The organism is Pseudomonas sp. 3A(2025), assembly GCF_054589175.1.
Genome location: NZ_BAAILM010000032.1, coordinates 119,196 through 132,277 on the forward strand (window position 1 = coordinate 119,196; position 13,082 = coordinate 132,277).

The 13,082-nt window shown below is 61.7% G+C and carries 11 protein-coding genes; 10 read left to right on the forward strand and 1 reads right to left on the reverse strand.

Annotated elements, in window-relative coordinates; all coding sequences use genetic code 11:
* The first annotated feature begins 50 nt into the window (after nt 1-50).
* The 6 genes from benA (at nt 51) to ACYP2A_RS12805 (ending at nt 7,042) form a co-directional block, all read left to right on the forward strand.
* The gene (gene benA / locus ACYP2A_RS12780; protein WP_459745394.1) at nt 51-1,409 is read left to right on the forward strand and encodes a benzoate 1,2-dioxygenase large subunit; all 1,359 of its coding nucleotides are present in this window, start codon (nt 51-53) and stop codon (nt 1,407-1,409) included.
* A complete protein-coding gene (gene benB / locus ACYP2A_RS12785; protein ID WP_459745395.1) occupies nt 1,406-1,894 on the forward strand; it encodes a benzoate 1,2-dioxygenase small subunit in 489 nt (162 codons plus the stop codon). Before benA ends, benB begins: the two co-directional genes overlap by 4 nt.
* Nucleotides 1,895-1,904: 10 nt before the next feature.
* Nucleotides 1,905-2,930 (forward strand): benzoate 1,2-dioxygenase electron transfer component BenC, encoded by a 1,026-nt coding sequence (benC, locus tag ACYP2A_RS12790; protein WP_459745397.1) that lies wholly within the window; start codon nt 1,905-1,907, stop codon nt 2,928-2,930.
* Nucleotides 2,931-3,094: 164 nt separating this feature from the next.
* On the forward strand, nt 3,095-4,435 hold the full coding sequence (locus ACYP2A_RS12795; protein WP_459745399.1) for an MFS transporter: 1,341 nt from the start codon (nt 3,095-3,097) through the stop codon (nt 4,433-4,435).
* A 69-nt stretch (nt 4,436-4,504) separates the two neighbouring features.
* A complete protein-coding gene (locus tag ACYP2A_RS12800) occupies nt 4,505-5,713 on the forward strand; it encodes a benzoate/H(+) symporter BenE family transporter (protein ID WP_459745400.1) in 1,209 nt (402 codons plus the stop codon).
* 48 nt (nt 5,714-5,761) lie between these two features.
* Nucleotides 5,762-7,042 (forward strand): OprD family porin, encoded by a 1,281-nt coding sequence (locus ACYP2A_RS12805; RefSeq protein ID WP_459745402.1) that lies wholly within the window; start codon nt 5,762-5,764, stop codon nt 7,040-7,042.
* A gap of 45 nt (nt 7,043-7,087) precedes the next feature.
* Here ACYP2A_RS12805 and ACYP2A_RS12810 read toward each other — a convergent pair whose 3' ends face one another.
* Nucleotides 7,088-7,528 carry an RcnB family protein gene (locus tag ACYP2A_RS12810; RefSeq protein ID WP_459745404.1) on the reverse strand — a complete coding sequence of 147 codons (441 nt, stop codon included), beginning with the start codon at nt 7,526-7,528 and terminating at the stop codon, nt 7,088-7,090.
* 93 nt (nt 7,529-7,621) lie between these two features.
* Here ACYP2A_RS12810 and poxB point away from each other — a divergent pair, with 93 nt between their 5' ends.
* From poxB to ACYP2A_RS12830, 4 genes are all read left to right on the forward strand, one after another.
* A complete protein-coding gene (gene poxB, locus ACYP2A_RS12815) occupies nt 7,622-9,340 on the forward strand; it encodes a ubiquinone-dependent pyruvate dehydrogenase (protein ID WP_459745405.1) in 1,719 nt (572 codons plus the stop codon).
* A gap of 119 nt (nt 9,341-9,459) precedes the next feature.
* A complete protein-coding gene (locus ACYP2A_RS12820) occupies nt 9,460-10,377 on the forward strand; it encodes a LysR substrate-binding domain-containing protein (protein WP_459745406.1) in 918 nt (305 codons plus the stop codon).
* Between the two features lie 109 nt (nt 10,378-10,486).
* Nucleotides 10,487-11,077, forward strand: coding sequence for an antibiotic biosynthesis monooxygenase (locus ACYP2A_RS12825; protein ID WP_459745408.1), 591 nt, complete (start codon nt 10,487-10,489; stop codon nt 11,075-11,077).
* A 137-nt stretch (nt 11,078-11,214) separates the two neighbouring features.
* The gene (locus ACYP2A_RS12830) at nt 11,215-13,056 is read left to right on the forward strand and encodes an amidohydrolase (RefSeq protein ID WP_459745410.1); all 1,842 of its coding nucleotides are present in this window, start codon (nt 11,215-11,217) and stop codon (nt 13,054-13,056) included.
* Nucleotides 13,057-13,082: the final 26 nt, after the last annotated feature.

Sequence of the window (13,082 nt, forward strand, 5' to 3'; positions counted from 1 at the left end):
ATCTCCATAACCTGACCTGGCCTGAACAATAACAATGGAGGCTCCAGGTCATGTCCCTTGGATCTGATTATCTGCATTCACTGCTCCAGGAAGACAAGGAGCAGGGCGTCTACCGCTGCAAGCGGGAGATGTTCACTGATCCGCGCCTGTTCGACCTGGAGATGAAACACATCTTCGAAGGCAACTGGATCTATCTGGCGCACGAAAGCCAGATCCCCAACAAGAACGACTTTCTGACCACGCAAATCGGTCGTCAGCCGATCTTTATCGCACGCAATAAAGACGGCGAGCTCAACGCTTTCCTCAATGCTTGCAGCCACCGTGGCGCGATGCTGTGCCGGCACAAGACCGGCAACAAGTCGTCCTATACCTGCCCATTCCATGGCTGGACCTTCAACAACAGCGGCAAGCTGCTCAAGGTCAAAGACCCGACCGATGCCGGCTATCCGTCGAGCTTCAACTGCGAAGGCTCCCACGACCTGACCAAAGTCGCGCGGTTCGAGTCCTATCGCGGCTTCCTGTTCGGCAGCCTGAACGCTGACGTTTTGCCTCTGGTCGAGCACCTTGGCGAGTCGGCGAAAATCATCGACATGATCGTCGACCAGTCGCCCGAAGGCCTTGAAGTGCTGCGCGGTTCCAGCTCGTACATCTACGAAGGCAACTGGAAGCTGACCGCCGAAAACGGCGCCGATGGCTACCACGTCAGCGCTGTGCACTGGAACTACGCCGCCACCCAGAACCAGCGCAAACTGCGCGAGGCCGGCGAAGAAATCAAGACCATGAGCGCCGGCAGCTGGGGCAAGACCGGCGGCGGTTTCTACTCCTTCGACAAAGGCCACCTGCTGCTGTGGACCCGCTGGGCCAACCCTGAAGACCGCCCGGCCTACGAGCGCCGTGACGAACTGGCCCGCGACTTTGGCCAGGCGCGTGCCGACTGGATGATCCAGAACTCGCGCAACCTGTGCCTGTACCCCAACGTGTATCTGATGGACCAGTTCAGCTCGCAGATTCGCATTGCGCGGCCGATCTCGGTGAACAAGACCGAAATCACCATCTACTGCATCGCGCCCAAAGGCGAAAGTGCCGATGCGCGGGCCAAGCGTATTCGTCAGTACGAGGACTTCTTCAACGTCAGCGGCATGGCCACCCCGGACGACCTGGAAGAGTTCCGCTCGTGCCAGACCGGCTACGGCGGCGGCACCGGCTGGAACGACATGTCGCGTGGCGCGGCGCACTGGATCGAAGGCGCCGATGCCGCAGCGCAGGAAATCGAACTCAAGCCGCTGCTGTCCGGTGTGCGCACAGAAGACGAAGGCCTGTTCGTGCTGCAACACAAGTATTGGCAGGAAACCATGCTCAAGGCCGCTGCCGCCGAGCAACAGTTGATTCCGGTGGAGGCTGTGCAATGACCATTGCCTATGAAACCGTGCGCGACTTTCTCTACCGCGAAGCGCGCTATCTGGATGACGCCGACTGGGACAACTGGCTGGAGCTGTACGCCAGCGACGCCACGTTCTGGATGCCGGCCTGGGACGATAACGACACCCTGACCGAAGACCCGCAGACCGAAATCTCGCTGATCTGGTACGGCAACCGTGGCGGCCTGGAAGACCGCGTGTTCCGCATCAAGACCGAGCGCTCCAGCGCGACGATTCCCGACACCCGCACCTCGCACAACCTCAGCAATATCGAGATCGTCGAGCAGGGCGATGGCCTGGCCCAGGTGCGTTTCAACTGGCACACCCTGAGCTTTCGCTACAAGACCGTCGACAGCTACTTCGGCACCAGCTTCTACACCCTCGATATTCGCGGTGAGCAGCCGCTGATCAAGGCCAAGAAAGTCGTGCTGAAAAACGATTACGTGCGTCAGGTCATCGACGTTTATCACATCTGAAGGTGTCCCCATGCACAAGATCGCCTTGAATTTCGAAGACGGGGTCACCCGTTTCATTGATGCCGCTGCCAGCGAAACCGTCGCCGACGCCGCTTACCGCCAGGGCATCAACATTCCGCTCGACTGCCGCGACGGCGCCTGCGGCACCTGCAAATGTTTCGCCGAGGCCGGCCAGTACGATCTTGGCGATGAATACATCGAAGACGCCCTCACCGAGGAAGAGGCCGGGCAAGGCTATGTGCTGACCTGCCAGATGCGTGCGGCCAGCGATTGCGTGGTGCGGGTGCCAGCCTCGTCCGATGTGTGCAAGACCCGCCAGGCCACTTACCAGGCGGCGATCAGCGCGGTCGAACAATTGTCGGACAGCACCATCGCCCTGAAAATCAAGGGCGAGTCGCTGAGCCAGCTGGCATTTTTACCCGGCCAGTACGTCAATCTGCACGTGCCGGGCAGCGAGCAGACCCGCGCCTATTCGTTCAGCTCGTTGCAGAAGAACGGCGAGGTCAGTTTTCTGATTCGCAACGTGCCGGGTGGGCTGATGAGCAGCTTTCTGATCGGCATGGCCAAGGCCGGCGACAGCATGACCCTGGCCGGTCCCTTGGGCAGTTTTTATCTGCGCGACATCAAGCGGCCGCTGTTGCTGCTGGCCGGCGGCACGGGGCTCGCGCCATTTACGGCGATGCTGGAGAAAATGGCCGTCTTTATTGAGCAGGGGCAGGGCAGTGCGCACCCGGTGCACCTGATCTACGGCGTGACCCACGATTTCGACCTGGTCGAGATGGATGCCCTGGCCGATTTTGCCGCACGCATTCCCGGCTTCACCTACAGCGCCTGCGTGTCGAGCCCCGACAGCCGCTACCCGCAAAAAGGTTTCGTCACCCACCACATCGAGCCCAGACACCTCAATGACGGTGATGTCGACGTGTACCTGTGCGGCCCGCCGCCGATGGTCGAGGCGGTCAGCCAGTTCATCCGTGAGCAGGGCATCACACCGGCCAACTTCTACTTCGAGAAATTCGCCGCCAGCGCGGCGTAGGACACCCGTAGGACCGGCTTTAGCCGGGAACGATGCGCCCTGTATTTGTAGCGATGCCTTCGCTGCTAAAGCAGCTCCTACGACGCGGGGTAGCTTGCGTACGCGGTATCGGGGAAACACCAATTCGGCAGTTTCACCTACAACAAAAACAAGAGATTGATGCCATGCGAAACATAGACGTACACGCAATTATCGATAATGCGCGCTTCGGCCGTTTTCACTGGATGGTGATGAGCTGGTGTGCGCTGCTATTGATCTTCGACGGTTATGACCTGTTCATCTACGGCGTGGTCTTGCCGGTGATCATGAAAGAGTGGGGGCTGACACCGCTGCAGGCCGGGGCCCTGGGCAGTTATGCGTTGTTTGGCATGATGTTCGGTGCGCTGGTATTCGGCAGCCTGGCCGACCGCATCGGGCGCAAGAAAGGCATCGCCATCTGCTTTGCGCTGTTCAGCGGCGCGACCATCATCAACGGCTTTGCCTCCAGCCCCACCGAGTTCGGCATCTGCCGCTTTATCGCAGGGTTAGGCTGCGGCGGGTTGATGCCCAATGCCGTGGCCTTGATGAACGAATATGCGCCCAAGCGCATGCGCAGCACGTTGGTGGCGGTGATGTTCAGCGGTTACTCGCTGGGCGGCATGCTCTCGGCCGGCGTCGGTATCTTCATGCTGCCGCGCTTTGGCTGGGAATCGATGTTCTTTGCCGCTGCCATTCCTTTGTTGCTGCTGCCGGCGATTCTGTACTACCTGCCCGAGTCCATCGGTTTTCTGGTACGCCAGGGACGCTCCGAAGAGGCTCGCAAGCTGCTTAACCAGATGGACACCACGCAGAACCTGACCGCCGATGACGTGCTCAGCGTCGGCGAAGCCAAGGGCAAAGGTGTGCCGGTGCTCGACCTGTTCAGCGAAGGCCGCCTGGTACGTACTCTGGCACTGTGGGTGGCGTTCTTCTGCTGCCTGCTGATGGTGTACGCGCTCAGTTCCTGGCTGCCGAAACTGATGGCTAACGCCGGCTACAGCCTGGGGTCGAGCCTGTCGTTTTTGCTGGCGTTGAACTTTGGCGGCATGTTCGGGGCGATCTTCGGCGGCTGGCTGGGCGACCGCATGAACCTGACCAAGGTCACGGTGGTGTTCTTCATCGTCGGTGCCGTGTCGATCAGCCTGTTGGGCTTCAAGAGCCCGATGCCGGTGCTGTACCTGCTGATTTTCCTGGCCGGCGCCACCACCATCGGTACGCAGATCCTGCTGTACGCCGGTGCCGCGCAGCTGTATGGCCTGTCGATGCGTTCCACCGGGCTCGGCTGGGCGTCGGGTATCGGTCGCAACGGCGCCATCGTCGGCCCGCTGCTGGGCGGTGCGCTGATGGGCATCAACCTGCCGCTGCAACTGAACTTCATGGCGTTTGCCATCCCCGGCGCGATTGCCGCAGTGGCCATGACCGTGTTTGCAATCAGCGCCCGTGGGACCGGCTTTAGCCGGGAAGGCGGGCAGCACAAAATTGCGTGATGCCATTCGCGGTTAAAGCGGAACGCCGCCCGACCACTCCTACGACGCCGTTGCAGCGTGCGAGGTCCCATGAAAGACCTGTTCAAGGATGTCTCTCTGTCCGCCGTGGTGGCCGGGTGCATCGCTACCGTGATTTCTTACGCCGGCCCGCTGGTGATCATCTTCCAGGCCGCCGATGCCGCTCACTTGTCGCATGAGCAGCTGTCGTCCTGGATCTGGGCCATCTCCATCGGCAGCGCGCTGTTGGGCGCGTTGCTGAGCCTGCGTTACAAGGTGCCGGTGGTGATCGCCTGGTCGATTCCGGGCTCTGCGCTGCTGGTGTCGCAACTGCCGCAGATCGGCCTCAATCAGGCGGTGGGCGCCTATCTGGTGGCCAGCCTGATCCTGTTGCTGATCGGTGTCAGCGGTGCGTTCGATCGCATTATCGCGCGCTTGCCCGGCTCGATTGCGGCCGGCATGCAGGCGGGCATCCTGTTCAGTTTTGGCGTGGCGTTGTTTGAGTCGCTGCCAGCGCGGCCGTTGCTGGTGCTCGCTATGTTTGCCACCTATGTGTCGATGCGTCGCCTGTTGCCGCGCTATGCGGTGATGGCGGTGCTGATCGTCGGCACCGTGATCACGGTGCTGGGCGGCGATTTCAATGCCAGTGCGGTGGTGTTCGGTTTCGCCACGCCAACGCTGATCGCGCCGCAGTTCAGCCTGGAAGCCACCTTGAACCTGGCCTTGCCGCTGGTGCTGGTGGCCCTGACCGGGCAGTTCATGCCGGGCATGGCGGTGTTGCGCGGGGCGGGCTACCAGACCCCGGCCAGCCCGCTGATCAGCGCCAGTGCGCTGGGCGGCGCGTTGCTGGCGCCGTTCGGTTGCCATGGCCTGAACCTGGCGGCGGTCACTGCCAGCCTGTGCACCGGCCGTGAAGCGCATGAAAACCCTAAGCGGCGCTATATCGCGGCGTTGTCGGGCAGCCTGCTGTACCTGATTTTTGGCATTGCCGGCGCGACCCTGGTGTCGCTGTTCGCCGCCTTCCCTAAAGAACTGATTGCAGCGCTGGCGGGCCTGGCGCTGTTCGGCGCGATCAGCGAAGCGTTAAGCCGCAGCACGTTGCACATCGAGGAGCGTGATGCAGGGCTGTTCACCTTTCTGGTGACGGCTTCGGGGGTGTCGTTTCTCGGCCTGTCGGCAGCCTTCTGGGGATTGTTGTCGGGGCTGATCGTGCATGCCGCCATGAAGGCCCGGCGTGCGCCGCAATCAGCATCGGCCATAGGAGAAAAGGCTTCGCGTTAAACCGATTCAGCATCATCCATAAAAATACATAACAACAAGAGAACAACCATGAGCCAGCATCAGATCGCCAAACGTCACTCGTTCATCAGTGCAGTGGGCCTCAGCCTGCCGTTGACCGCCCTGGCCGCCGGGGAGCCGCCCAAGGAAGGCTTTATCGAGGGCGCCAGCGCCACGTTGCAAGCGCGTAACTATTACTTCAGCCGCGACTTCTCTGACATCGTCGGCGCCAACCGCCAATCGAAACAGGAAGAGTGGGCGCAGGGCTTCATTCTCAACGTCAAATCCGGCTACACCCAGGGCGTGGTCGGCTTTGGCCTCGACGTCAGCGGTGTGCTTGGCATCAAGCTCGACAGCAGCCCGGACCGGGTCAACAGTGGCTTGTTGCCGACCCATAGCGATGGCCGCGCCGCCGATGAGTACAGCCGCCTGGCCGGCACCTTCAAGGCACGCTTTTCCAAAACCGAAGTGAAAGTCGGCGAACTGCAACCCAACCTGCCGGTGCTGAGCTTCAGCGATATTCGCCTGCTGCCGCCCAGCTATCAGGGCGTGGGCATCAGCTCCAGCGAAATAACCGGGCTGACCCTGCAAGCCGGGCACCTGAACAGCACTCACCTGCGCAACGAAGCCGGCGATGACAAGATGCTCGCCATGCTCGGCCATGTGCCGCAGCGCCAGGCGGTTAGCGACGGGTTCAACTACGCGGGCGGCGATTACAGCTTCAACGACAAGCGCACCTCGGTCAGCGTGTTCTACGGCCAGCTTGAAGACATTTACGAGCAGGGCTTTATCGGCTTGAAACACAGCCAGCCGGTCGGCACCTGGGTGCTGGGCGCCAACCTGGGTTACTACAACGCGCAAGAAGACGGCGACCGCTTGCTGGGCAAGATCGACAACCAGGCATTCTTCTCGCTGCTGTCGGCCAGGCACGGCGGGCACACGTTTTACGTTGGCTACCAGGCCATGTATGGCGACAGCCCGTTCCCACGGGTCTTTGCCAATGTCACCCCGCTGGGCAACGAAGTACCGACCTACGAGTTCGCCTACACCGACGAACGCTCCTGGCAGGCGCGCTACGACTACGACTTCACTGCATTGGGCGTTCCAGGCCTGACGACCACCGTGCGCTACATCACTGGCGACAACGTCACCACCGGCGCCGGCTACGAAGGCAAGGACCGCGAGCGTGATCTGGACATTGGCTATGTGGTGCAGAGCGGCACGCTGCAAGGGCTGGGCGTACGAATTCGTAACGTGGCAGCACGCTCGAATTACCGTAGCGATATTGACGAGAACCGTCTGATTTTCAGCTATACGTGGAAGTTGTTGTAAGTCTGTGCAGGGTAGAAGGCAGCGATGCCTTCTACCCATAAAGCCTTAGCGTTTGACCGGCACGATTTCCATGATCCGGCCATTGGTGATCTGCACGCGCAGATACTGATTCTCATGTTTCACCCACTGGCTTTCCTTTTCAGGCTCATGCAGGCCAGCCTTTTTCCAGTCGATGGCTTCGCTTTTACGGTCGGACTGGTCCGGGGCCTTTTCGCCTACCTTGATTTCCGACGGATGCAGCGAGCCACCTTTGGGTTCGGCTTCGGTCTGTTGTGCCTGCACGCTCAAGGTCGCGCCACACAGGCTGGTGGCCAGGAGGAGGGCGGCGAACATCGATGTCTTTTTCATGATTGATTCCCTGTCAGTCTGCAAGATGGCGGTTGTCTGCCATGCCTGATTATTCGGACCGGCGCGGGCGCAAATCATTCCACCGATCTTCACCCGAGCCTTCAAACAGACGCTGTCGGCGTCCACTGCACGGCGCAAGACAGCTTTTCTGAACCGATCGCAGCGTTCAGGGGTCGACCACAACAGGCATAGCCTGTAGACCCTGAATTTCACAGCTTCGAAGGAACCCGCATGTCCAAGACCATTGCCGACCATCTCGCGCAAAGCCTCGCAGCGTCTGGTGTTTCCCACATCTGGGGGGTGTCCGGTGACAGCCTCAACGGCCTGAGCGACAGCCTGCAACGCATGGGCAAGATTCGCTGGATGCACACCCGCCATGAAGAAGTCGCCGCCTTTGCCGCCGGTGCCCAGGCAGCCTCCAGCGGCAAGCTGGCGGTGTGCGCCGGCAGTTGTGGGCCGGGCAACCTGCACTTGATCAATGGCCTGTACGATTGCCATCGCAGCCGCGTGCCGGTGCTGGCAATCGCCGCGCATATCCCGTCGACCGAGATTGGCCTGGATTACTTTCAGGAAACCCACCCGCAAGAGTTGTTCAAGGAGTGCAGTCATTTCGTCGAACTGGTCAGCCATCCCGATCAGTTCCCGCGGGTGCTGGAGCGAGCGATGCGCGCGGCCATCAACCAGAAGGGCGTGGCCGTCATTGTGATACCCGGCGATGTGGCGTTGCAGCCGGCGCCAGATGCGCCGTTGAGCAAGGTCGAACCGTCGCAGTCGACGGTGCTGCCGGTCGAATCCGACCTGCAGGCCCTGAGCGAACTGCTCGACTCCAGCAAGGCGGTGACTTTGCTGTGCGGTGCCGGTTGCGCCGGTGCGCATGAACAGGTGGTGGCCCTGGCCGAACGGCTCAAGGCGCCGATAGTGCACGCGTTGCGCGGCAAGCAGCACATCGAGTACGACAATCCGTTCGATGTCGGCATGACCGGGCTGATCGGGTTCAGCTCCGGCTACCACGCGATGATGGCCTGCGACACGCTGGTGATCCTTGGCAGCAGTTTCCCGTACCGCAATTTTTACCCGGACAAGGCGCGCATCGTGCAGATCGACCTCGACCCGACCCAGATCGGCCGTCGGGTGCCGGTGCAACTGGGCCTGGTCGGCGGCGTTGGCGAAACCCTCGATGCCTTGCTGCCAAGGCTCAAGCCGCACAACGACCGGCGCTTTCTCGACAAGGCACTCAAGCACTACGCCAAGTCGCGTGCCGAGCTGGATGAGCTGGCGACGCCGACCCCGGCCGGCGAGCCGATTCATCCGCAGTACCTCACGCGCATGGTCGATCAACTGGCCGATGACGATGCGCTGTTTACCGTGGACGTCGGTACGCCAACCCTGTGGGCGGCGCGCTATCTGAGCATGAACGGCAAGCGCAGCCTGCTGGGCTCGTTCAACCATGGCTCGATGGCCAATGCGATGCCGCAGTCGCTGGGCGCTCAGGCCGAACACCCGGATCGCCAGGTGGTGGCACTATGCGGCGATGGCGGTTTGTCGATGCTGTTGGGTGACTTGCTGACCGTGCGTCAGTTGAACATGCCGATCAAGATGATCGTGTTCAACAACAGCTCGCTAGGCTTTGTCGACATGGAAATGAAGGCGGGCGGGTATGTGCCGTTCGGTACCGACCTCAACCCCACGCACTATGCCGGTGTGGCGCTGGGCGCGGGGATTCTGGGAATTCGTGTCGAAAACGCCCAGGACCTGCCGGGCGCCTTGCGCAAGGCGTTCGATCATCCCGGGCCGGTGCTGCTCGATGTTGTGGTCGCCAAGCAGGAACTGGCCATGCCGCCGAAGATCAAGCTGGCCCAGGCCAAAGGCTTCAGCCTGTACATGCTCAAGGCGGTGATGAGCGGACGCGGCAGTGAGGTGCTGGAACTGGCGAAGACCAATTTGCGTTGATGGCGTGTGGTTGGGGAGGCAGCGCACATCGGTACAAGCGCTGCTTGCGGGTTTCGTGCCTACTGCTGGCAAAGTCCTGCCTTTGACCTTCAGAGCCCCGAACCCTAGAGTCCCTGACCATGAACCGTAACGATCTGCGCCGTGTCGACCTCAATCTGTTGGTGATTTTCGAAGCGCTGATGTTCGAGCGCAATCTGACCCGGGTGGCCGAGAAGCTGTTTATCGGCCAGCCCGCCGTCAGTGCGGCACTTGGACGTTTGCGCGATCTGTTCGACGATCAATTGCTGCTGCGCAATGGCCGGGTCATGGAGCCCACGGCGCGGGCGCTGGATATTCTCAAAGAGATTCGCCCGGCACTGGACACCATTTCCGGGGCGGTGAGCCGGGCCAAGGATTTCGATCCGGCGTGCAGTACCGACGTGTTTCGCATCGGCTTGTCGGACGATGCCGAGTTTGGTTTGCTGCCGCCGTTGATGGCGCGTCTGCAAGCCGAAGCGCCAGGCATCATCATTGTGATTCGCCGCGCCAATTACCTGCTGCTGCCTGCCTTGTTGGCGTCTGGCGAAATCTCGGTGGGGGTCAGCTGGACGGTCGAACTGCCGGCCAATGCCAAGCGCAAGAAGCTGCGCGACATTCCGTGCAAGGTCATTCGCGGCGATGAGCGGCCCGGCCCTTTGAGCCTTGATGAATATTGTGCCCGCCCGCATGCCATGGTGTCGTTCTCCGGCGACCTGTCGGGCAATATCGATCTGGATCTCGCCCGCGTCGGGCGCACCCGCAAAGTAGTGCTGGCGGTGCCGCAATTCAATGGCCTGCGCGCCCTGCTGGCCGGCAGCGAAATGATCGCCACCGTGCCCGATTACGCCGCCTGTGCGCTGGTGGACGGCAGCCGGCTGCGCGCCGAAGACCCGCCCTTTCCGATCGTGCCGGCCGAACTGTCGATGGTCTGGAGCGGCGTGCACGACAACGACCCGGCCGAGCGCTGGCTGCGCGGCATGATTCACGAATACATGTCGGCGCCTTTGCCCATCCCGTAATGGGTGTTTTCCCAACACAGCACATGCATCCAATTCTCCAACGGCAATCAGCGGCACCATCAGTCCAGATTTGAATGCACCCCTTTCTGGTGCCACGGAGCTGCTGGTCATGTCTGAACCTTCTCACGAAGTCGTCACCCTGGTGATCCGCCACCGGGCCAAGGCGGGTCTTGAAGTGCAATACGAACAATGGTTGCGCCGCGTGGTGGCGATTGCCGCCCAGGCACCGGGGCATCTGGGCGTCGATGTGATGCGCGGCCGCACCGACGGCTTGCATGCCTTCACCTCGGTGCTGCGTTTTTCTTCCACCGAAGCCATGCAGCAGTGGCTGGACTCCGATCAACGGCGCGAACTGCTGCGCGAGGCCGCGCCTATGCTGGCCGATGGTGACCAGACGCAGGTGGCCAGCCAGAACGAGTTCTGGTTCAGCCCGGAAATGGACGAAGCTCGCCAGCCACCGCGCTGGAAACAGGCTGTGGTGTCGTACCTGGTGATCCTGCCGCTGAGCCTGCTGGTGCCGTTGTTGTGGGGGCCGCTGCTGCACCTGAACCCCTGGTTGTCGGGTTATGTGGTGAGCAACGTGCTGATCACCCTGACCATCGTCCTGTTGGTGGTGTACCTGATGATGCCTGCCGCCACGCGGCTGTTTGCGGGCTGGCTGAACGCGCCGGCCAACGATAAACGGGGGACTGATTCATGAGTGATGACAAGACCGACCTGCAGCGCCGGCGTTTTGTCGCCAACGGCTCTCTGTTGAGTGCTGCCGCCGCGCTTCTGCCTGCATTTTCGTTCGCAAGCTCTGCGGGCGCTGCTCAATCTTCTGACAAAGGAACTGCGATGAATAACGTCGAGCTGATTCTGTTCAACGGTAAATTCCACACCGTCGACCGGGAAAAACCCAAGGCCAGTGCGGTGGCCATCAGCGGCGGTCGCTTCGTCGCCGTCGGGACTGAAGCCGAAGTCATGGCCCTGCGCGGCAGTGCGACCCAGGTCATCGACCTGAAAGGCCGCACGGTGATTCCAGGCCTCAACGACTCGCACTTGCACCTGATTCGTGGCGGTCTGAACTACAACCTTGAACTGCGCTGGGAAGGCGTGCCGTCGCTGGCCGATGCCTTGCGCATGCTCAAGGACCAGGCCGACCGCACGCCGACCCCGCAATGGGTGCGTGTGGTCGGGGGCTGGAACGAGTTCCAGTTCGCCGAAAAACGCATGCCGACCCTGGAAGAGATCAACCAGGCCGCGCCCGATACCCCGGTATTCCTGCTGCACCTGTACGACCGCGCCTTGCTCAACCGTGCCGCCCTGCGTGTAGCCGGCTACACCCGCGACACGCCGAACCCGCCGGGTGGCGAGATCGTGCGTGATGCCAACGGCAACCCGACCGGTATGCTGGTCGCCAAGCCCAATGCGATGATCCTGTACGCGACTCTGGCCAAGGGGCCGAAGCTGCCGCTTGAGTATCAGGTCAACTCGACCCGCCAGTTCATGCGCGAACTCAACCGCCTGGGCATCACCAGTTGCATCGACGCTGGTGGCGGTTTCCAGAACTACCCCGACGATTACGCGGTGATCGAGCAACTGAACCGTGAAAAACAGCTGACCGTACGTATTGCTTACAACCTGTTCACGCAAAAGCCCAAGGAAGAGCTGGCCGATTTCAAGAACTGGACCAGCAGCGTCAAGCTGCATCAGGGCGACGATTTCCTGCGGCACAACGGAGCAGGGGAGATGCTGACCTTCTCGGCCGCTGACTTCGAAGACTTCCGCGAGCCGCGCCCGGACCTGGTGCAGGGCATGGAGGACGATCTGGAGCCGGTGGTGCGCCACCTGGTCGAGCAGCGCTGGCCGTTCCGCCTGCATGCCACCTATGACGAATCGATCAGCCGCATGCTCGATGTGTTCGAAAAAGTTAACCGCGACATCCCGTTCAACGGTTTGCCGTGGTTCTTCGACCACTGTGAAACCATCACCCCGCGCAACATCGAGCGGGTGCGGGCGCTGGGCGGCGGCATCGCCATTCAGGACCGTATGGCCTTCCAGGGCGAGTATTTCGTCGAGCGTTACGGCGCCAAGGCCGCCCAGGCCACGCCGCCGATCAAGCGCATGCTGGCCGAAGGTGTGCCGGTGGGCGCTGGCACCGACGCCACCCGCGTATCGAGCTACAACCCCTGGACTTCGCTGTACTGGATGGTCAGCGGCCGCACCGTGGGTGGCCTTGAGCTGTACCCCGAAGGTCTGCCGCGTGAAACCGCGCTGGAGCTGTTCACCCACGGCAGCGCGTGGTTCTCGTCCGAGCAAGGCAAGAAAGGCCAGATTCGCGTCGGCCAGTTGGCGGACCTGAGTGCACTGTCGGCGGACTTTTTCAGTGTCGAGCCTGAGGCCATCAAGTGGATCGAGTCGGTATTGACCGTGGTCGACGGCAAGGTGGTGTACGGCGCCGACGATTTCGAGCCGCTGGGGCCCAAGCGTGTGCCGGTGCTGCCGGACTGGTCGCCGGTGGCCAAGGTACAGGGCCACTGGCGTCCGGCCTCGCCGGTGCTGGCCCAGGTTCACCAGTGCAGCGGCCCGTGCAAGGTGCACTCGCACAGCCATGAGAAAGCACGCCTGTCGAATGCACCTGTAAGCGACTTCCAGGGCTTCTGGGGCGCCTTCGGGTGTTCGTGCTTCGCGTTCTGATTTTGTAAGGCGCCGGGCTCTACGGG